Here is a 21,651-nt window from a genome sequence, read left to right as displayed (position 1 = left end):
GTCAGGCGACGCGCTCGGTCGGCGGCGCGACGTCCTCGAGGAGCTGGGAGATCACCTGCTCGACGGTGACGCCGTTGAACTGGGCCTCGGCATCGAGGAGCAGCCGGTGGCCGAGGACCGGCCCGGCGAGGTCCTTGACGTCGTCGGGGACGAGGTGGTCGCGGCCGTCGGCGAGCGCCCAGGTCTTGGCGACCCGGACGTAGGCCAGGCAGCCGCGGGCCGAGAGGCCGAGCTTGACCTGCGGGTGGCGGCGGGACTCCTCGGCGAGCCGCGAGATGTAGCCGACGATCGCGGCGTCCACGTGGACGCCGTCCGCGAGCTGGCTCATCTGGGCGACCGTCGCCGCGGTGATGATCGGCTCGATCGTGCCCGCCCGGTCGCGGACCTGGGAGTCGAGGAGAAGCCGCACCGTCGAGTCGTGGTCGGGATAGCCGACCGAGGTCTTCATCAGGAAGCGGTCCAGCTGCGCCTCGGGCAGCCGGTAGGTCCCGGCCTGCTCGATCGGGTTCTGGGTCGCGATCACCATGAACGGGCGGCCCACCGCGTGGGTGGTGCCGTCGACGGTGACCCGCCCCTCCTCCATGACCTCCAGCAGCGCGGACTGGGTCTTCGGGGAGGCCCGGTTGATCTCGTCGGCCAGCACGATCGTGTGGAAGATCGGGCCCGGGTGGAACTCGAAGGCCCCCTTGTGCTGGTCGTAGACCGTCACGCCCGTGACGTCGCTCGGCAGCAGGTCGGGCGTGAACTGGATGCGGGCGTTCGAGCCCTGCACCGTGTTCGCCAGCGCCCGGGCCAGCTGGGTCTTGCCGGTGCCCGGGTAGTCCTCGAGCAGCAGGTGGCCCTCGGTCAGCAGGCAGGTCAGCGCCAGCCGGACGACGTGCCGCTTGCCGAGCACCGCCTTCTCGATGTTGTCGGCGAGCTTCTCGAACGTCTGGGAGAACCAGGTCGCCTGCTCGTGGGTGATGCTCATCGGGGGTTCTCCTCTTGATGGACGGCTACTTCTGACCTCATGGGCAGGACGGCTACCACGTGACGTTCCCGGTGCTGGCGCCGTTGTCGCAGTAGACCTTGAAGGTGTAGTTGGGCCCGACCCAGTTGCCTGCCGACGTCGTGTCGCCGTTGCCCTGGTTCCAGCTCGGACCGCCCCCGGTGATGTGGCAGCGGACCGTGCCCTGGAAGTTCGTTCCGGTCGTGACCACGTTCCAGCAGGTGCTGGCGCAGGGGATGACCGCGCCGCCGCAGCCGCTGCCGCTGCACGGAGTGCCCTTGCGGACGCTCACCGTCGGCGGCGGCGCCGGCGTGCTCGCCGAGTCGGTCGCCGACTTGCTGCCGCGGTCCTGCGGCTGCTCGGCGCTCGACCCCGAGTCGTCCATGGTCACCTTGAAGGTCCACGACTTGCTGTAGCCCGGGCAGGTGCTGCCGCTGCGGTTGATCGACCCGGCCGTGTCGTAGCTGGCCAGCGTGTTGCCGCCGCCGGTCACCGTGACGTGCACGGACTTCCCGTTGGCGTTGCCGGACACCGACCAGCTGAAGCACTCGCCACTGCCCGACGCCGAGATCGACGGGTTGGCCAGCGGCCCGAACGGCGTGGTGCCGTCACTTACCCACGGGCTGCAGGCCAGGGCAGAGTCGGCCGCGCCGTTACAGGTCCGGACCCGGATGGTCCCGTTGCTGCCGTTGGGACCCACGTTCACCTTGAAGGTGACATTGGCCTGCCCGCCGGTACCGACCGTCGTCGAGGCGATGGTGCCGCAGCCGGGCTGGCACTCGATCTTGTTCGTCTTGCCGTGCGAGGCGCCGACGTCGAAGGTCGCCTGCGCCTGGTTGTTCACGCCGGTGGCGACGACCTTCAGGCCGGTGATGGTGTCGGGCACCGCGGCCGCCTCGACCGACACCGCCTGCGAGTTCGCGGAGATGTGCAGGTCCGGCGAGGGCTCCCGCGGCGCGACGGCCTCACCATTGCGGGCCCGCACCGCGTAGGAGTACACGGTGCCGTCGTTGCCGAGCGTGTCGGCGCAGCTGGTCGCGGCCCGCCAGGCGCAGACGACCTTCGACCCGCCGCCGCCGGTCCGGGTGACCTCGTACTCCACCGGCGTCGGGCCGTTGGCCCCGACCGCGCCCCAGGACACGGTGACGGCCTTGTTCGCACGGCCCGCGGTGTCGGAGGTCTGCGGGCTGTTCATCTCGGGTACGTCGGGCTTCCCGGCCCCCATGCCCGGCACTGACGCCTTCGGTCCGGCGTCGAGCGCGTTGACCGCCCACACCGAGAACTCGACGGTCTCGCCGTTGGTCGGCAGCGTCGCGGTGTAGCTCCGCGCGCCCGCGGCGACGTCCTGGATGCCGCCGCCCGGCCAGCTGACCTGGTATTTCTCGATCCTCGAGAAGTCCGAGCCGTCGCCGGGCGGAGCCGTCCAGGTGAGCTCGACCTTGCGGTCCAGCTGGCGGGTCACCGCGAGACCGCCGACCGCGGTCGGGACGGTGTCCGGCGTGCCCGACGTGGCGGCGCTCTCCGGGCTGTCGCCGTACTGGTTGTGCGCGATGACGGTGAAGCTGTAGTCCTTGCCGTTCTGCAGCCCGGAGATGACGCACGCGTTGCTCGGGCACGTCGTGGGGCCGCCGGCGTAGTTGACGGTGTAGCCGGTGATGGCGCCACCGTTGGCCGACGGCGGGCTCCACAGCAGCTTGACCTGCTCGTCGTAGACCCGGCCGTCGGTCCGCAGGCCGGTCGGCTGGTCGGGGGCCGAGACCACGGACAGCTTGATCAGGCCACTCGCGCGCGGCCGGGTGCTGCCCTTGGCCGCGCCGTCGTCGGCGAGGGTGACCCGGAAGGTGTAGACGCCGAACGCGGAGGGGGTCATCGACACGGTGGTGCCCGAGACGCTCACGTCGACCGCGGCGGGCGCGGAGACCTTCTCGACGTCGCCGACCAGCGCCCACTGCGCGTCCGAGCCGAAGGGCGACTTGGCATAGGTCGCCACGTCGATGGTGACGGCCTGGCCGGCCTCGCCCTCCGCCGTCATCGGCCGCAGCCGCGGCGGACCCGCCGGCACGACCCGCACGAGCAGGGTCGGCTTGCGGCCCGCGCTGTCGCGGACGTCGGCGCCCGCGGCGCCGATCTCCAGGACGCCGGTGTCGCCCCGTCGGGCGTTGACGCCCGCCGTCAGGCTGACCCGGCCCCCGTCGGACGCCGCGTCGACGTCCTGCGGCTGCTGACCCTCCGCCCAGGCCACGGTGTAGTCGATGTCGGCGGCGGCCGCGGGGTCGGGGGCCCACACGTGGCACACCGTCGCGATGTCGATCGAGCGGCTGATGCCGCCCTCGAGCACGCTGATCGGCTCCTGCGGGCAGTTCAGCACCGGATCGCCCGAGCCGATCGTGACCGGGACGGCGAGCACCGCGAGGTGCGCGGTCGCCAGGCCCTTCCCGTCGGCGACCTCGAAGGTCACCGCACCGGGGCCGGAGGCGTCCTTCGCCGCGGTGACCCGCAGGGTCTGGTCGCTGTCGGGCGCCGAGGCCTGCAGCTTCTCCGCCGGGGCACCGACGATCCTGTCGGCCAGGGTCAGGTGCACGGCGTCGCCCTCGGGGTCGACGACGAGGTCCTCGATCGGGACGTCCTTCGTCTCGCCGGGCTCCAACGTGATCGCCGCGCCGGCCTTGAGGTACGGCGTGTCGGTCGGCCGGGCCGGGACGTAGATCGAGGCCGTGGCGGTCGCGCCCTCGCCGTCCTCGACCCGGAACGGGATGACCTGCGGCGCGGCGGTGACCGGGATCGTCACCTTTCCCGCGTCGTCGAAGGTCGCCGTCGCGTCGCCGACGGACTCCAGCCGGACCGGCCGGCCCTGGCCGTCGATGTCGTAGGCGGTCGCCAGGACGTCGACGACGACCTCGGCCGAGTCGCCGTCGGGACGCGCGTAGGCGTCCTCGACGACCGGCGGGTTGTTGTAGCCCTTCTCGGAGCGGATCGACAGCTCGGCGCCGGACTCGTCGAAGCCCGTCGAGACCCGGTAGGGGACGATCAGCGCCTCCTTGGTGTTCTCCGGGGCCACCGCCTCGACCAGTCCGGTCCTCTCGTCGACGGCGACGCCGTCGGGCGCGCCCTGGAGCGGAAGCAGCTCCAGGCCGGTGCCGGGCATCCGGAGGTCGTTGGCGAGTACGTCGATCTCGAGGTCGCGACCGGGCGCGGCCACGACCACGTCGTTGACGGCGACCGGCGCCTGGGGGGCGCCGGCGGGCGTGACCGCGACGCGCGCGGAGCCGACCGCGACGGCGCCGTACCGGTCCTGGACGCGGAAGGTGAACTCGTCGGTGCCCTGCGAGCCGGGGAACGCCTCGTAGACCAGTGAGTCGGCGCCGAAGCTCAGCAGCCGGCCCAGGGCGGGCGGCCGATCGAGACCGACGATCGTGATCGAGTCGCCGTCGGGGTCGTTGCCCACCAGGGGCGGGCGGAGCGCGACCTCGTCGCCCTGGACCACGCGGCCCTCGACCGCGCGCGGCGTCGGCGGCTGGTTCGGGTTCTGGTCCGTCGGCTCCGGGGTGACCTTGACCCGCAGGGTGCCCGCGGCGTGCGGGATGCTGAGGTCGGCCTCGTTCTGGACGATATAGGTGACCTCGACCGTCGTCGGGCCGCCGATCTCGTCGGCGGCGGGCGCGACATAGCGCACGTTGCGGCCGCTGACGTAGGCCCGGCCCAACGGCGGGTTGACGGTGAGCTCACCCATCGGCAGCCCCTCGGCGGCGAGGGTCTTCAGGCCGACCGGGTCGCCGCCGGGCGTCGAGTCGTTGTCGAGGACCGGGACGACGGCGCTGTCGCCGACGCGCACGGTGACGTCGTCGTCCGTGGGGATCGGGATGTTCTGCTCGGGCGGCAGCGGCTCCTTCTGGGTCACCGCCACCGTGGACTTCGCGGAGCCCGCCCCGTTGCTGACGGTGTACTCCACACGCTGGCCGGCCGGCATGCCGAGCGGGCCGTTGATCCGCAGCCACCGGCCGTCGACGACGGCGACCTCGAGCCCGCTGTCCGGGTCGACCGGCTCGGCCTGCTGGACGGCGAGCATCCGGCCCTTGGGGTCGTAGTCGTTGGCGAGCACGTCGACGACGATCGGCGCGGTGCCGTGCACGATCGTCGTGTCCGGGGAGGCGATCGGGAGGTCGCCCTTGTCGCTGGCCGGGTCGACGACGACGGTGATCTTCCCGGTCGCGCGGGCGGCGGCGCCGAAGCCCGCCGCATAGGTGAGCTGGTAGGTGCCGGGCCGCTGGGCCTGGACCGTGACCCTCCCGGACTCCAGGTCGGTGGCGACGTCCAGCCCGCGGGTCGGCGCGACCCGTCCGGCGAGAGCCAGCCGGGCCTGGGCGTCGCTGGGGTCCGCGCCGGGGATGTCGTTGTCGAGCGGCTGGACGGCGATCGGTCCGCCGACCTCGCCGGAGGCGACGTCGGGCAGCGCCTGCGCGGGAACCGCCTTGTTGCTGCCCTTGGGGAGCACGTCGAGGACGACCACGCCCTGGCCCGGCTCGCCTCCCGTCGACACGCGGTAGGGCACCCGCACGGCGCCCGAGGCTCCGGCGGCCTGGATCCGGATCAGTCCCTCGGCCGTGACCGAGGACTCCACCCCGGGGACCTTCTCGATGCCGTCGAGCGACACCGGGTCGCCGTACTGCTCGTCGCGCCAGTCGGGCAGGACGGAGAACTCGACGCTGCCGCGAGCGGCCATCGGGTACGTCGGGGGCTCGGCGCCCTTGCGCAGCGTCGGCTGCGCGGTGCCGGGATCGTCGACCGCTCGGGTGGCGATGTTGACCGTGCCGTCGGCGGTCGAGTCCTTGCCGCCCGTCCCGTCGCTGATCGTGTAGCCGAAGGTCAGGGGGCTGGTCACCGCGGGCGGGACGGTCAGCAGCAGCGACTGCCGGTCGGGCGACACCTGCACTGCCACGGTCTTGTCGGCCGGGGGCGCCACGTCGGTGATGGTGAGGACGCCGCCGCCGGACACCAGGTCGTTGTCGAGGACGTGCAGCACCGTCGTACCGCCCGCCCGCGCGCCCAGGTTGTCGGTCTTGGCCTGCGGCGCCTGCCGGACCTGCTCGGAGTCGGTCTTCTTCTCGTCGTCCTGGGAGTCCTTCGGGTCCTGGGGCTTGATCGCCTGCCAGTCCGCGATCTGGGTCGGCTGGGCGTTGTTCATGCTCCAGACGGCGCCGGTGCGGACGTCGTTGAGCACCGCCTGGTTGCGGTTGACCCGGAACCTCAACTCTGCTGCCGGCGAGATCTCGAACGGGTTCGGCCCGACCGGGTCGGCGCCGTCACACGCCATCGCCGCCTGAGCGGACGTGCCGGAGGCCCAGACCCCGAAGACGCACCCGTTGATCCGCACCGGCGCCACGGGCTGCCCGCTGCCGGCGTCGATCCGGCGCACGTCGCCGTCGTCGAGGCCGACCGCCGCGAGGCCGGTGTCGGTGCCGACGAAGACCTCGTCGGCCGCCGGACCGGGCTGCTGGAGCAGGACCTGACCGCCCTTCACGGCGGACGGATCGGCGATCTCGACCGCCTTCACCCCGGGCACCAGCAGCCGACCGGCCCCGTCGAGGAGGACCGGCGTACTGCCGACGGCCGTGGCCGCCACGATGCCGTCGCGAGGGTCGGGCACGTCGAGCGCGGCAGGCTTGGTGAAGCCGGCGGCCGTCGGCGCCAACTCGAGGACCTTGCCGGTCGCGGCCGAGGCCGCGACGACGGACCCGGTGCGGGTCGCGACCACCACCGCCTCGGGCCCCACCTCCGCGAGCGGGTCCGCCTCGGCATTGAGCTCGGCGAGGGAGGTCACGTCCGCACCCGGGTCCAGCCGGGTCGCCCAGACCTCGCCCTTCTCGGGGTCGACGGCGGCGAGCGAACCACCGCCCAGCGACGCCGGTCCGGCCGCGTTGACGGCACCGTCGGGCACCGCGGCACCGCGGGTCGCGCTCACCGGTGTCAGCACCGAGCCGTCGACGCTGACCACGGCCGAGCCGTCCTGGAGGATGTCCGGCTGGGCGGACTGGCCGGCATCGACGTACGCGTCGAGCTGCTCGATGGGCATGTTCTGCCGGCCGATGGCCTGCAGGTCCTGGTTCGTGACCCAGACGCCGCCGTCGTTGAGGTCCGCGCGGTGCACGGTCTGCCCGTCCGAGCCGATCGCGTAGACCAGCAGGCCGCCGCCGACGGCGGCGAGCGCGGTCCACGACGCGAGCGACGTGCGGTGCCGACGAACGAACGAGCGCGGACCTCGCAGCGACACGATGGCCACGCCGGTTCCTCCTGGAATCGTGGACGACAGATCACCGCCCCGAGGCGGCCCGCCGCACGCTAGCGACGGGGCGCGACCGGCCGCCGGGAATCATCGAACTTGGGCTGTCCTCGGATCCGAGGACAGCCGGCCCCGTAACCCGGGCGGATTCCGGACATTGCCTGCACGCAGGCCCGCGGCGGTGCCACTATGAGCCGCCGTTGAGAGCAGTCGGCCCGGCCGACCGGAACGTGGAGGTTGTCGCGCTGGACGTCACCATCGAGCTGGGTGCCGCCAGCCACATCGGGAAGGTCCGCCGCCTCAACGAGGACGCGTATCTCGCCCGTCGCCACCTCGCCCTGGTCGCCGACGGGATGGGCGGGCATGCCTGCGGCGACGTCGCGAGCGCCCACGCGGTCGAGGCGCTCGCGGCGATCGCCGAGCGCGATCGGCTGCGCCCCGAGGACGTCCAGGAGGCGATCGGACAGGCCAACGAGGCGATCCTCGCCGACTCCCGCGAGCCCGGCCGGGGCGGCATGGGCACCACGCTGTCCGGGATCGCGCTGGTCGACTTCGGCGGCAGTCCGCACTGGCTGGTCTTCAACATCGGCGACTCCCGCGTCTACCGGATCGCCGGCGGCGCCGCCGTCCAGCTGACCGTCGACCACTCCGAGGTCGCCGAGCTGGTCGCACTCGGCCGGCTGCGCGCGGAGGAGGCGTCGAGCCACCCGCTGCGGCACGTGATCACCCGGTCGCTGGGCACCGACCCCGCGCCGGCGCCCGACGTGTGGATCTTCCCGACCGACCCGGACGGCGACGTCTTCGTCGCCTGCTCCGACGGGCTCACGAACGAGCTGGACGACGCACGGATCGCGGCGATCGTCGAGGCCGCCCGCGGGCCGCGGGACGCCGCCACGATGCTGGTCGATGCCGCGGTCGAGGCCGGGGGGCGCGACAACGTCACCGCGGTCGTGGTCCACACGCCGCCCGCCGCCGAGGACGACCTCGACGTCGCGACCACACCCAAGCAACCGGACCCGAGGGCGGAGCGATGACCCTCGAGGGCAGCTACTCCCCCGGCGCCTGGACGGCCGTGACGACTCCCCACGGCTGGCTGCTCATCGACCTGCGCGTCACCGACGAGCGGATCGCGGACGCCTGGCAGGTCCTGCGCCGCGCGGGTGGGGCCGAGGAGGTCCTCGACGTCCTGCTCCGCGGCGGTCTGGCCGATCTCCCGGGCTTCGCACTCGTGGTCCCCACGGCCGGCGGGCAGCGGGTCGTGGTGCGCGCTCCGGCCCGGCTGGTCCTCGACGGCCCGCACGGCCGGGAGCCCGTCGGCGAGCTGCCCGGCACCTGGCTGGACCGGGTCGTCGTCGGCACCTGCGAGCGGATCGAGCTCGGGTACGACGGCGGGGAGCCGGACGGCCCCGCCCTTCCCGTCGGCCTCGGCATCACCCAGGCCGACCGGATCGTGCTGGCCGCTGCGGAGGCGCCGCTCGAGCCGACGCCGGAGCCCGAGCCGGAACCGGAACCCGAGCCAGAACCCGAGCCGGAACCCGAGCCCGAACCGGAGCCCGAACCGGAGTCCGAGCCAGAACCCGAGCCCGCACCGCAGGCCGAGGCGGACGGCCCCGTGCGCGACTACAGCGACCTGTTCGCCGGCACCCAGGACCGCGACGCCTTCCTCGCCCGGCTCGAGGCTGAGCAGGAGGCCGAGCAGGAGGCCGAGGAGCACGCCGAGGAGCACTCCGAGGAGGTCACCGAGGACGCCGCGACCGCCGAGATCGGCGCGGAGGCCGAGCCCGCCGTGGAGCCCGCCGCCGCCGAGCCGGCCCCGCCGCCCCCGGCCCGCGAGGTCACGGCGGTCTGGACGGACCGCACCGGCGCCCTCCCGGCGGTGACACCGCCGGCCGCGGCGGGGGGCGGTGGTCTCATCGACGGACTGCCCTGGCTCAGCGGCGCGCCGGCGGCTCCGCCGCCCGCGCCCCCACCACCCCCGACGACACCACCCCCGGCGACACCGCCGCCCTCGATGCCACCGCCCTCGATGCCACCGCCGCCCGCGGCGCCGCCTCCCGGGATGCCCGCCGAGCCACCGGCCGCTGCCCCGGCGCCGCAGGGCGACGACGAGAGCAGCCAGCTCACCATGAGCCGTGCCGACCTCCTCGCCGCGATGCGCTCGCCCGAGCTCGTGGGACCGACCGTGACGGCGGTGCGGTGCTCCGCCGGGCACCTGACGCCGCCGTACCAGGACGCCTGCCGGATCTGTGGCGCTCCCGTCGACCCGGGCGATCCGCAGGAGGTCGCCCGGCCGGCCCTCGGCTCGCTGCGGCGCGAGGACGGCACGCCGATCGGGCTGGACCGCGACGTGATCATCGGCCGGGCGCCGCAGGCGAGTGCCAGCCGCGCGGCCAGTCAGCCCAACCTGGTGAAGATCGCGGACCCGGGGATCAGCCGCAACCACGTCCACGTCAGCCTCGACGGCTGGCAGGTCCTGGTCCGCGATCTCGACTCCTCCAACGGCACCGAGATCACGCTCCCGAACCGGGAGCCGGAGAAGCTGCGTGCCCAGGAGGACTACGTGATCGTGCCCGGCACGGTGATCACGCTGGCCGGCGACGTCCGGGTCGTCTACGAGGTGAAGGAGTGAGCGCCGTGCGGCAGGGGCCGGACCTACCGGGCATGCGCTGCGTCGAGAAGCTCGGCTCCGGCGGCTTCTCGGACGTCTACCTCTACGAGCGGGACCAACCCCGGATCAAGGTCGCGGTCAAGCTGCTCAAGTCCGACCTGCTCGACGAGCGGCAGCGCCGCCAGTTCGCCGCGGAGGCCGACGTCATGGCCGATCTCGCCGAGCATCCCTACATCGTGCCGGTCCTCGGCGCGGGGACGTCCGGTGACGGGCGGCCCTATCTCGTCATGCGCTACTTCCCCCAGCCCGACCTCGGTGCCCGGGTGGCCAAGGAGCAGATGTCGGTGCCGGAGGCGCTGCGGACCGGCATCCAGCTCGCCAGCGCCGTCGAGACCGCGCACCGCAACGGCATCATCCACCGCGACATCAAGCCCGCCAACGTCCTGGTGAGCTCGTACGGCGTCCCCGCGTTGAGCGACTTCGGCATCGCCGGCCGGGGCGATCGGGGCGAGGACGACGAGAACCTCGGCGTCTCGATGCCGTGGTCCCCGCCGGAGGTGCTGACCGGACGGTCGAACGGCTCCGCGGCCTCGGACATCTACTCGCTGGCGGCGACGATCTGGCACCTGCTGGTGGGACGCTCGCCGTTCGCGGTGTCCGGCGACAACGGCGAGCGGGCGCTGTTCGGGCGGATCCTGCACGGCAAGGTGCCCTCGACCGGGCGGGCGGACGCGCCGTCGAGTCTGGACCGCCTGCTCCAGCAGGCGATGGCGAAGGACCCGGCCCACCGCCCCCGCACCGCACTGGAGCTGGCCCGCCACCTCCAGCGGGTCGAGCAGGAGATGCGCCTGGCCCGGACCGAGATCGTGGTCCTCGAGGCCGAACCGCCCCCGGACGAGATCCCCGCCGCGGCGGCCGTCCCGAGCGCACCCACCGAAGCATCCGGCGCCCCCATCGCCGCCGCTCCCGCCCCCGAGACGGACTCCGACGACGGCCTGACCATGCTCAAGCGGCCGGTGACGGTCCGCCCCAGCGCGCCGCCACCTCCGCCGGACGAGGAGATGACGGAGCGGCGTCCCGCCGTGGCGACGCCCTCGGCCGCACCCGTCGGCGAGGCCACCGAGCTGCGCCCCCGGGTCGTCGGCGCCCCGACGCCCCGGTCGGGACCGACCGCCCCCACCGATCCCGCGGCCCCCGCGGCCCCCGCGGTCCCGGCGGCGGCGGGCAGGCGGAGCACGATCCTCGCCCTCGGCGCGGTCGCGGTGCTGGCCGCGGCCGCCGTCGTCATCGGCCTGGTGCTGTCGGGTTCCGGCGACCGGAAGCCGCCCGCGGCAACCCCCTCCGCCCCCGGGCCGGCCGGTCTCGGCGACGTCATCCCCGCCGCGGTCGAGCCCACGATCGTCGCGAAGCCCCAGGACGGCGGGGTGCTCTTCGTCGCCGAGGGCGCCGCCTCGGACACCGTGCTGCGCTGGAGCGTGCGCCAGGACGGCGGTCGGTACGCCGCCCAGGAGGCCGGCCCCGACGGTCTGCTGGTCGCCATGTCCGCCCCGGGCGAGGCCTGTGTCCGCCTCGGCGTGGCGGTCGGCGGCACCGTCCAGGGGCCCTACGAGAAGTGCCGCGCATGGCCGTGAGCACCCGATGACCGCCGTCGTCGACTTCTGCGGCGAGGAGCACCTCGCCGCTCCCGATCGGGCGCTCGTGCTCGGACGGGACGGCGACATCGTCATCGACGACAACCCCTATCTGCACCGCCGCTTCCTCGAGATCGGGTTCGACCACGATCTGCTGTGGCTGGCCAATGTCGGCAACGCGACCTCGGCGACGATCGCCGACGAGCACGGCCTGGTGCAGACCTGGCTGGCGCCGGGCGCCCGGATCCCGCTGGTGTTCGCCCGCACCGTCGTGTGGTTCACCGCCGGGCCGACGACCTACGAGTTCGAGGTGCACAACGATGCCCCGCAGTTCGTCCAGGTCGCCGAGCTGCAGGTGAGCGACGGCCAGACCACCCTCGGCCGGGTCGCGCTGACCCCCGACCAGCGCCTGCTCATCGTCGCGCTGGCCGAGGACATCCTGCGCCGCGGCCAGCGCGGCGCCGGTGCCATCCCGCACTCGCGGTCGGCCGCCGAGCGGCTCGGCTGGACGACGACCCGGTTCAACCGCAAGCTCGACAACGTCTGCGAGAAGTTCACCCGGCTCGGCGTGCGCGGCCTGCACGGCAGCAGCGACCGCACCGCGAGCAACCGGCGGGTGCGCCTGGTCGAGTACGCCCTGGCCTCCCGCGTCGTGACCGCCGAGGACCTGGTCCTCCTCGACCAGCTCGACGCCGCGCCGTCGTCCTGACCGGACGACCGGACCCCGCCTCCGGTCGGAGACGGGGTCCGGGCGAGCAGGCGCTCAGAGGTTGATCATGTGGCCGGCGATCCCGTGGATCGCCTCCTTCACGGCCTCCGAGAGCGTCGGGTGGGCGAACACGTTGCGGCCCACCTCGTCGGCGGTGAGGTCCCACTTCTGCGCGAGGGTCAGCGCGGGGAGCAGCTCGGTGACGTCGGGGCCGATCATGTGGGCGCCGAGGATCTCGTTGAACTCGGCGTCGGCGACGATCTTGACGAAGCCGACGGCCTCGCCCAGGCCCATGGCCTTGCCGTTGGCGGTGAACGGGAACGAGGCCGTCTTGACGTCGTAGCCCTTCTCCTTGGCCTGCGCCTCGCTGTAGCCGAAGGAGCCGATCTGCGGCTGGCAGTACGTCGCGCGCGGGATGAAGTCGTACTCGACCGGCATGGTCTCGGCACCGGCCAGGGTCTCGGCGGCGACGATACCCATCGCCTCGGCGACGTGGGCGAGCATCATCTTGCCGGTGACGTCGCCGATGGCGTAGACGCCCTCGACGTTGGTGCGGCAGAACTCGTCGACCTCGATCGCGCCGCGGTCGGTCAGCGCGACACCGGCCACGTCGAGGCCGTAGCCCTCGACGCGGGGAGCGAAGCCGAAGGCGGCGAGGAACTTGTCGGCCTCGAGCACCTGCTCGTCGCCGCCGGCGGCCGGAGCCACCCGGACCTTCACGCCGGAGCCGGTGTCCTCGACGCCCTTCACGGCGGTCGAGGTCAGCACCTTCACGCCGAGCTTCTTGTAGTGCTTGGCGAGCTCCTTGGACACGTCGGCGTCCTCGGTCGGGACCATCCGGTCGAGGAACTCGACGATGGTCACGTCGACGCCGAAGTTCTTCATCACGTAGGCGAACTCGACGCCGATCGCGCCCGAGCCGCCGATGATGATGGACGACGGGAGGTTCTCGTCGAGGATCTGCTCCTCGTACGACACGATGTTCTTGCCGTTGACCTCGACGCCCGGGACGGTGCGCACCGTCGCGCCGGTGGCGAGGATCAGGTTGTCGCACGTGTAGTCGGCCGTGGAGCCGTCGTTGAGCGCGACGGAGACCGACTTGGCGCCGGTCAGCGTGCCCCAGCCGTCGATCTCGGTGATCTTGTTCTTCTTCATCAGGAAGTGGACGCCCTTGACGATGCCGGCGCTCACCTGGCGCGAGCGCGCGTGCGTCGGGCCGAAGGCCATCGTGGCGTCGCCCTCGATGCCGAACTTGGCCTTCTCGTGGGTCAGCGTGTGGGCGAGCTCGGCGTTCTTGAGCAGCGCCTTGGAGGGGATGCAGCCGACGTTGAGACAGACGCCGCCCCAGTACTTCTTCTCGATCACGGCAACGGACTTGCCGAGCTGGGCGGCGCGGATCGCGGCGACGTACCCACCGGGGCCGGCACCGAGGACGAGGACATCGAAGTGGGTCACGAAGCCAGCGTAGTAGGGCTCGTCCCCCGGTCCGCAGCGCGTTCCGAACCGGGCCTCGCTACTCACCGGTAGCGCTCGGTCGGAGCTCCTCCACACCCGCCAGCCCCTTCCCCTCGGAGTGTGAGGTGTGCAACACTCCTGCCCGACCGAGCGATCGCTCGGTCGGACGACGGGGCCGACGCGGCCCGCAAGGAGGGACTCACGTGAGGGTGGACACCGACTCGTCTCCGGACGAGGTGAAGGCGGCCTTCGCCGCCTGGCTCGCCGACTTCGCGGACGCGATGGCGACGGCGGACACCGCCGCCACCACGGGCCTGTTGGACGGTGACTGCTGGTGGCGCGACCTCCTCGCGCTCAGCTGGGACCTGGGGACCTACCACGGCACGGACCGGATCGCCGGGCTTCTCGACGAGCACCTGCGGCAGGCGAAGGTGTCCGACGTCCGGGTCGTCACCGAGTTCGGTCCGCGCTTCGTGGCCGAGGAGGGGGGTGGCGGCACGATCGAGGGCTTCTTCACCTTCGAGACCCCCGGGGCCTGGTGCCGCGGCGTGGCCCGCATCCGGCACGGTGACGACGGCTGGCGCGCCTGGACCGTCATGACCGGGGTCGAGGACCTCAAGGGCCACGAGCGAGCCCTCGGCGCCCGCAGGCCCACCGGTCCGCGGCACGAGGCCGGGGCGACGACCCAGCGCAACTGGAAGGACAAGCGCGAGGACGCGCAGTCCTATGCCGACCACGAACCGGAGGTCGTCATCCTCGGCGCCGGACAAGGTGGCCTGGCCCTCGCGGCCAACCTGCGGCTGATGGGCGTCGACGCCCTCATCCTCGAGAAGAGTGAGCGGGTCGGCGACGGCTGGCGCCGGCGCTACCACTCGCTCGTGCTCCACGACCCGGTGTGGGCCGACCACCTGCCCTACCTCCCGTTCCCGCAGTCGTGGCCGATCTACTCGCCGAAGGACAAGATCGCCGACTGGTTCGAGTTCTACGCGCAGGCGATGGAACTCAACGTCTGGTGCTCGGCGGAGATGACCGACGCCGGGTACGACGAACAGGCCGGCACCTGGACGCTCACCGTGCGGACGCAGGAGGGCGAGCGGACGCTGCGCCCCCGCCAGGTCGTCCTCGCCACGGGCGCCGCCGGCGAGCCCCACGTCCCCGACTTCCCCGGACGCGAGGACTTCACCGGCACGGTGTACCACTCCAGCAAGCACGGTGCCGGCGGCAGCTGGGCCGGCAAGAAGGCCGTCGTCGTCGGCGCCTGCAACAGCGGTCACGACATCGCCCAGGACCTGTATGAGGCGGGCGCCGCCGTCACCCTGGTGCAGCGCTCCTCGACGCACATCATCAGCCAGGAGCACGGGATCCCCGCGATCTTCGGGGCCAACTTCACCGAGTCGGGCCCGCCGACGGAGTACTCCGACCTGCTGGCGAGCGCCTACCCCTGGCCCCTCGTGCTCGAGGACGCCAAGGAGGGCGTGAAGCGCACCGCCGAGAAGGATGCCGAGCTGCTGGCCTCGCTCGAGGCGGTGGGCTTCCGGCTCAACGACGGCCCCGACGGCACGGGGCTGATGGGCTTCGCGCTCGCGAAGGGTGGCGGCTACTACATCGACGTCGGTGCCTCCGGTCTGATCGCCGAGGGCCGGATCGGCCTCGCCCAAGGCGCGGGGCTGGCCGGGTTCACCACGACGGGCATCCGGCTCGAGGACGGCCGCGAACTCGACGCCGACCTCGTCGTCCTGGCGACCGGCTACTCGAACATGCGCGAGACGGCGCGCCGCCTCTTCGGCGACGCGGTGGCCGATCGGCTCCCCCTCGTCCTCGGCATCGGCGAGGACGGCGAGATCGGCGGGCTGTACCGCCGTACCGGTCAGCCGGGCTTCTGGTTCATGGGCGGTCCGCTGGCCTGGGTGCGGGTCTACTCCAAGCACCTCGCCCTCCAGATCACCGCCGAGCTACGCGACGTGCGCTCCTGACCACTCCCGTTCCGCGCATCCCAGGAGTCGACTCGGGGGCTCTGGGCGACAGCGACATCCCTGCCACCCGGCCGGGTCCGTCCCCTCGAAGGAGAAAATGATGCAAGGCAGTAGAAAGGTCCGGGCCAAGGTCGGCCTCGTCGCGATCGTGGCCGGGCTGAGCCTGGTGACGGCCGCGTGCGGCGGTGACGACGGTGGCTCGTCCGCGGACGGCTCGTCCTCGGGCAAGAAGCTCGTCTACTTCATGGCGCCGAACACCACCCCCACCCGCTACATCCAGCAGGACGGCCCGGACTTCGAGAAGGCCATGAAGGCGCTCGACCCCGACGTCGAGGTGAAGTTCGTCAACGGCGGCGGCGACTCCGCGACCCAGCTGTCGCAGGCGAACTCGGCGATCGCGGCCGGGGCCAAGGCGCTCGTCGTCGTGGCGGCCGACCCCAACACGAGCGCCGGCCTGCTCCAGGCGGCCGCGGCGGCCAAGGTCCCTGTGATCGGCTACGAGAACCCGCCGCTCAACGGCCCGATGTACGCCCAGGTGATCTTCGACCCCTACAAGGTCGGCATCCAGCAGGCGGAGTACTTCAAGAGCCGGGTCGAGGCCGGCGCCTTCGGCAGTGGCCCCGTCGACCTCGCCCGCCAGTACGGCAACAAGGGCGACGTCTACACGACCGAGATGCTCCGGGGGCAGGACGAGATCCTGAAGCCCCTCATCGACGACGGCACCCTGAACGTCGTCTGCGAGGACTACATCAAGGACTGGGCGCCCGACAACGCCCAGAAGGCCGCCGAGCAGTGCCTGACCAAGACGCAGAGCAGCCTCGACGCCTTCCTCGGCTTCTACGACGGCAACGCGTCCGGGATCATCGCCGCTCTCAAGGGCCAGAAGGCCGAGATCCCCGTGTACGGCGGCCAGAACCCCGAGCTGACCGGCCTCCAGTACATGCTGACCGGAGACCAGGAGGACACCGTCCTCAAGGCATTCTCCGTGGAGGCCGAGGCCGCCGCGAAGATCACGCTGGCCGCCATCAGCGGCGAGGAGCCGCCGTCCGACCTGGTCCAGGACGAGGTGAACAACGGGACGGACGACATCCCGACGGCCAAGCTCGACACCACGCTGATCCACCTCGAGGACGGCAAGGACCCGGGCGAGATCGTGCAGCAGGCGGTCGATCTCGGCATCTTCACCTGGGAGCAGATCTGCGACGGCGGCCCCGCCGAGAGCACACCCACCTGCCAGGCGAAGGTCGGCTGACCGACCACGACCCGGGGTGTGGTCGCCCCTCCGGCGGCCACACCCCGTCCAGCCCCATCCAAGAAGGGAATCCCATGCCCGACGCAGGTGAGCTGCTGCTGCAGCTGAGCCAGGTCTCCAAGTACTTCGGCGGCGTCCGCGCGCTGCACGAGGTCGACCTCGAGCTCCACCGCGGGGAGGTCGTCGCCCTGGTGGGCGACAACGGAGCCGGCAAGTCCACCCTCATCAAGGTCATCTCCGGAGTGGAGCATCCTGACTCGGGCACGATCCACGTCCGCGGGGAGGCGGTGCGCCTCGAGAATCCGCGGGCGGCGCAGAGCGCAGGGATCCACACGGTCCACCAGGACCTGTCGCTGTGTGACAACCTCGACGCCGTCCGCAACCTCTACCTGGGCCAGGAGCTCACCGGCGGTCTGCTGCGCGGTCGCCCGCTGAGCCGGCACCGGATGGAGGTCGAAGCGCGCAGGGTCCTCGACAGCCTGGCCGTGAAGCTGCGCTCACTCACCACGCCCGTCGGCGGCCTGTCCGGCGGGCAGCGGCAGGGCATCGCCATCTGCCGGGCGCTCATCTCGGACCCCAGCCTGGTCCTCCTGGACGAGCCCACCGCCGCGCTCGGCGTCACGCAGCGGGCCGAGGTGCTCGATCTGATCCTCCGCCTGAAGTCCCAGCACCGCGGTGTGCTGGTCATCTCGCACGATCTCAAGGACGTGCAGGAGGTCGCGGACCGGGTCGTCGTCATGCGACTGGGCTGCAAGGTCGCCGAGTTCGAGCGCGGTCTCTACACCTCCAGCGACCTGATCGCCGCCATCACCGGAGCCCACGAGGCTCCGCTCACCGTCGAGGGCATCCGATGAGCACCCAGCAGGTCCCGACCACCGCCCCGCCGATCGCCCCGGGCGAGCCCGGAACCCCCCTGCTCTCACGCGTGGTCGAGGGGCTCGGGGGCAAGTACCGCAGCATCCCGGTGCTGCTGGTGCTCGCGCTGATCTGGCTGTACTTCTCCTCGCAGAACTCGGCCTTCCTCACCTCCGGCAACATCACCACCCTGACCCTCCAGATCGTGACCACCGCGATCCTGGCGCTGGGCGTCGTCTTCGTGCTGCTGGTCGGCGAGATCGACCTGTCCTCCGCGATGCTCTCCGGCGTCTGCGCGACCGTCACGGCCCAGCTCGCGGTCAAGAGCGAGTGGCCACTGTGGCTGGCCATCCTCGGCGGCATCGCCGTCGGTGTGGTCTTCGTCCTGGCCGAGGTGCTCGCGGTCATCTTCGGTGTGCCGTCGCTGATCGTGACGCTCGGCGGCATGGTCATCCTGCAGGGTCTCCTGCTGGTGGTGCTGCCGCCCGAGTTCGCGATCAACGTGGCCGGCACCGACTACGCGCGGATCTCGTCGACCTATCTTCCCTCCGGCTGGAGCCTGGCCCTCGGGGCGGCGGGCTGGCTGATCTTCTGCACGACCCGCTACCTCGGCCACCGCGAGCGCGGCGCCGGCGCCTCGTCCTCCGCCCTGCTGTCCGTCGGCGTGCCCGCCGTCGTCAGCGGCGTGGTCATCTTCGGCGCCGTCGCCGTGCTGAGCGAGGGACCCGGGCTCCCGCTGCCGGTGCTGATCCTGGTCGGGATGCTGCTGATCGCTGCGTACTTCACCGGGCGGACCCGCTACGGCACGCACCTGTACGCCGTCGGCGGCAACCGGGAGGCCGCGCAGCGGGCGGGCATCCCCGTCTCCCGCATGGTGATCTACTCCTTCCTCATCCTCGGCGTGTGCGCCGCGGTGGCCGGCATGGTCGAGGCGTCGCGGCTGCTCGCCGTCTCCAACTCGTCGGGCGGCGGGCCACTGATGCTCAACGCGATCGCGGCCGCGGTGGTGGGCGGCGTGAGCCTGTTCGGCGGCCGGGGAACGGTGTGGGCCGCACTGTTGGGTGCCCTGGTGATCGGGTCGATCAACAACGGCGTCCAGCTCCTGGGGATGTCCACCGAAGTGCAGAGCTTCGCGACCGGTGGGGTCCTTATCCTTGCTGTTGCGATCGACGTCGTGATCACTCGCGGGTCACTGCTGCCGAACCGCCGATGACCAGCGCACGAACAGATGTGGCAATGGAGAGGGGATGCGCAACCGTGACTGTCGAGGCGGCCTGGCTGCCCACAGACGCCCAGATCGACAGCTCTCGGGTGGTCGACTTCGCTCGCTGGCTCGGCACGGAGGGCATCGTCGACCTGAGTGACCCGCGTGACTTCCGCGAGCTGCAGGCCTGGTCGGCCGCCGAGCCCGCGCTCTTCTGGGAGGCGGTCGCCCGCTACTTCGGGGTCGACTTCGCCACCGAGGCCACCGAGGTGCTCTCGTCCTCGGAGATGCCGGGTGCCCGCTGGTTCCAGGGGGCCACCTTGAACTTCGCGCGGGAGATGCTCAAGCACGGCGCCGCCGAGCGGGAGGCGGTCATCCTGGTGCGCGACGACGGCCACCGCGAGTCGATCACGTTCGGCCAGCTCCGCGACCAGGTCGCCGCGGTCGCCGGGGCGCTCGCGGACCGCGGCATCGGGCAGGGCGACCGGATCGTCGCCTACCTGCCGAACTGCCTCGAGGGCGTCGTCGCCTTCCTGGCCTCCGCCACCCTGGGCGCCGTCTGGTCGCAGACCGGGATGGACTACGCGCCGACCGCCGCGATGGACCGGCTCGGCCAGCTGGACCCGACGGTCTTCATCGCCGGGACGGGCTATCTGTTCAAGGGCGAGCAGCAGGATCGCCGCGAGGCCGTGGCGGAGCTGCGGGTGCTGCTGCCCGTCGACGCGCTGGTCGTCTCGGTCGAGACGGGCGGCGTCGCCCGCGACGACACCACGCCCTGCGATGTCGCCTGGGAGCAGCTCCAGCGGTTCAGCAAGCCGGTCGCGGCGCCGCTCGACGTCCCGTTCGACCACCCACTGTGGGTCCTGTTCACCTCCGGCACCACCGGGCGCCCCAAGGGCATCGTGCACGGGCACGGCGGTGCCCTCCTGGAGCAGCTGGTGTCCCCCGGCTTCCACATGGGGGTCGACGAGGCCGACGTCTTCTTCTGGTTCACCACGCCCAACTGGATGATGTGGAACGCCCAGGTCTGCGGCCTCCTCCACGGCGCCACGATCGTGCTCTTCGACGGCAGCCCGACCCATCCCGACACCGGGCTGCTGTGGCGCGTCGTCCAGGACCTCGGCGTCACGGTGTTCGGCACCAGCCCGGGCTACCTCCAGGCGTGCGCGCGCGACGGGCTCGAGCCGGGCCGCGATCTCGACCTGTCCACGCTCGAGCTGATCGGCGTGACCGGCTCGGTCCTGCCGGCCAGCAGCAACCACTGGGTCCGCGACCACGTGCGCGCCGACCTCCAGGTCGGCTCGATGAGCGGTGGCACCGACATCGTCGGCATCTTCGTCGCCAGCGCCCCCAACCTCCCCGTCTACGACGGGGAGATCAGCGGCACCGCGCTGGGCGTGGCCCTCGAGGTCTGGGACGAGCGGGGCGACCGGCTGCCCGACGGTCAGACCGGAGAGATGGTGATCACCCGGCCGATGCCCTCGATGCCGATCGCCTTCTGGGACGACCCCGAGGGCGAGCGCTACCGCGACGCGTACTTCGACGTCTTCCCCGGCGTCTGGCGCCACGGGGACGCGATCACGATCACCGAGCGCGGCACGATCATGATCCACGGCCGCACCGACTCCACGCTGAACCGCAACGGCGTGCGCCTGGGCAGCGCCGAGATCTACGAGGCGTTGGAGTCCCTGCCCGAGGTGCTCGACAGCCTGGTGGTCGGGGTCGAGCTCGCCGAGGGCGGCTACTGGATGCCGCTGTTCGTGGTGACCGAGGACGGGCAGGACGACGCCGCGCTGCGCACCCGCATCGTGGAGACGATCGCGGGCCGAACCTCCCGCCGGCACGTCCCGGACGAGATCATCGTCGCCCCCGCACTGCCCCGCACCCGCACCGGCAAGCGCCTGGAGGTGCCGGTCAAGAGGATGCTGCAGGGCACCTCGCCGCGCCGGGTCACCAGCACCGGGGCCGTCGACGACGTCGACGCTCTGCAGTGGTTGATCGACTTCGCCCGCAAGCGCAACGGCGCCTCCGCGACCGCCACGACGGTGCTGCCGACCGACACCTACGAGGACTGGCGGATCTATCACGAGCAGGATCTGCCCCGGGTCCTCGCCGCCGCGCTCGACGTGTTCGCCGAGAAGGGCTACCACGGCACCACGACCCGTCAGCTCGCCGACCGCTCCGGCCTGTCGGTGCCGGGCATCTACCACCACTACAAGGCGAAGCAGGACATCCTCTTCGACCTGATGATGGTCATCGTCGACGAGCTGGTCGAGCGCAGCCGGTTCGCGGTGGCGCAGGCGGACGACGACCCGCGCGCCCAGTTCGACGCCCTCGTGTCGAGCATGCTGCTGTTCCACGTCTACCGCCGCAAGGGCGCCATCGTGTCCACCAGCGAGCTGCGGAGCCTCGAGTCCGGCAACCGGCGCAAGTACCTCGACCGGCGCGACGAGCTGCAGGCCCTGCTCGACCAGATCATCGAGCGCGGTGTCGGCGCCGGCGTGTTCCACACGCCCTACCCCGGCGACGCGGGCCGAGCGATCGCGTCGATGTGTGCCGGCGTGGCGACCTGGTACCGCCCCGACGCACCGCTGAGCTTCGACCCGCTGCTCGACCGCTACCTCTCGATCGCCGAGGCGATCGTCGGGCTCCACTGAGGCCCCGAGCACCTCATCCCGCGCCATCCCACACCCGCAGGA

Annotated in this window: 12 protein-coding genes; 9 read left to right on the top strand and 3 right to left on the bottom strand. The window is 72.2% G+C overall.

The features are described from left to right. Position 1: 1 nt before the first annotated feature. Entirely contained in the window at positions 2-970 is a 969-nt protein-coding gene (locus QJ852_07940) for a MoxR family ATPase (protein ID WGX98369.1), read from the bottom strand. A 52-nt stretch (positions 971-1,022) separates the two neighbouring features. Further along, on the bottom strand, positions 1,023-7,265 hold the full coding sequence (locus tag QJ852_07935) for an Ig-like domain-containing protein (GenBank protein ID WGX98368.1): 6,243 nt from the start codon (positions 7,263-7,265) through the stop codon (positions 1,023-1,025). Positions 7,266-7,465: 200 nt separating this feature from the next. On the opposite strand from QJ852_07935, the gene QJ852_07930 reads away from it, so the two are divergent. From QJ852_07930 to QJ852_07915, 4 genes are read left to right on the top strand one after another with little or no spacing between them, the layout of a single operon-like run. Beyond that, positions 7,466-8,299 (top strand): protein phosphatase 2C domain-containing protein, encoded by an 834-nt coding sequence (locus tag QJ852_07930; protein ID WGX98367.1) that lies wholly within the window; start codon positions 7,466-7,468, stop codon positions 8,297-8,299. Further along, positions 8,296-9,894, top strand: coding sequence for an FHA domain-containing protein (locus tag QJ852_07925; protein WGX98366.1), 1,599 nt, complete (start codon positions 8,296-8,298; stop codon positions 9,892-9,894). Before QJ852_07930 ends, QJ852_07925 begins: the two co-directional genes overlap by 4 nt. After that, positions 9,891-11,504, top strand: coding sequence for a serine/threonine-protein kinase (locus tag QJ852_07920; GenBank protein WGX98365.1), 1,614 nt, complete (start codon positions 9,891-9,893; stop codon positions 11,502-11,504). The genes QJ852_07925 and QJ852_07920 overlap by 4 nt, the downstream gene beginning before the upstream one ends. Before the next feature lie 7 nt (positions 11,505-11,511). Then, positions 11,512-12,213 carry a hypothetical protein gene (locus QJ852_07915; protein WGX98364.1) on the top strand — a complete coding sequence of 234 codons (702 nt, stop codon included), beginning with the start codon at positions 11,512-11,514 and terminating at the stop codon, positions 12,211-12,213. Between the two features lie 54 nt (positions 12,214-12,267). Here the strand turns inward: QJ852_07915 and lpdA are convergent, their stop codons facing one another. Further along, the gene (gene lpdA, locus QJ852_07910) at positions 12,268-13,668 is read right to left on the bottom strand and encodes a dihydrolipoyl dehydrogenase (protein WGX98363.1); all 1,401 of its coding nucleotides are present in this window, start codon (positions 13,666-13,668) and stop codon (positions 12,268-12,270) included. A gap of 203 nt (positions 13,669-13,871) precedes the next feature. On the opposite strand from lpdA, the gene QJ852_07905 reads away from it, so the two are divergent. The 5 genes from QJ852_07905 (at position 13,872) to QJ852_07885 (ending at position 21,609) form a co-directional block, all read left to right on the top strand. Next, a complete protein-coding gene (locus QJ852_07905; protein ID WGX98362.1) occupies positions 13,872-15,641 on the top strand; it encodes an NAD(P)/FAD-dependent oxidoreductase in 1,770 nt (589 codons plus the stop codon). A gap of 100 nt (positions 15,642-15,741) precedes the next feature. Beyond that, positions 15,742-16,893, top strand: a complete 1,152-nt coding sequence (locus tag QJ852_07900) for a sugar ABC transporter substrate-binding protein (GenBank protein ID WGX98361.1) — start codon at positions 15,742-15,744, stop codon at positions 16,891-16,893. Positions 16,894-16,967: 74 nt separating this feature from the next. Continuing rightward, on the top strand, positions 16,968-17,747 hold the full coding sequence (locus QJ852_07895) for an ATP-binding cassette domain-containing protein (protein WGX98360.1): 780 nt from the start codon (positions 16,968-16,970) through the stop codon (positions 17,745-17,747). Beyond that, positions 17,744-18,961, top strand: coding sequence for a sugar ABC transporter permease (locus QJ852_07890; protein WGX98359.1), 1,218 nt, complete (start codon positions 17,744-17,746; stop codon positions 18,959-18,961). Before QJ852_07895 ends, QJ852_07890 begins: the two co-directional genes overlap by 4 nt. Positions 18,962-19,005: 44 nt before the next feature. After that, positions 19,006-21,609, top strand: a complete 2,604-nt coding sequence (locus QJ852_07885; protein WGX98358.1) for an acetoacetate--CoA ligase — start codon at positions 19,006-19,008, stop codon at positions 21,607-21,609. The last annotated feature ends 42 nt before the right edge of the window (positions 21,610-21,651 follow it).

Origin of the sequence: Nocardioides sp. L-11A (genome assembly GCA_029961745.1) — a bacterium.
Taxonomy (GTDB): Bacteria; Actinomycetota; Actinomycetes; order Propionibacteriales; family Nocardioidaceae; genus Nocardioides.
The sequence above is the reverse complement of the archived record's forward strand: the minus strand, read 5'-3'. Positions and strand labels throughout refer to the sequence as shown.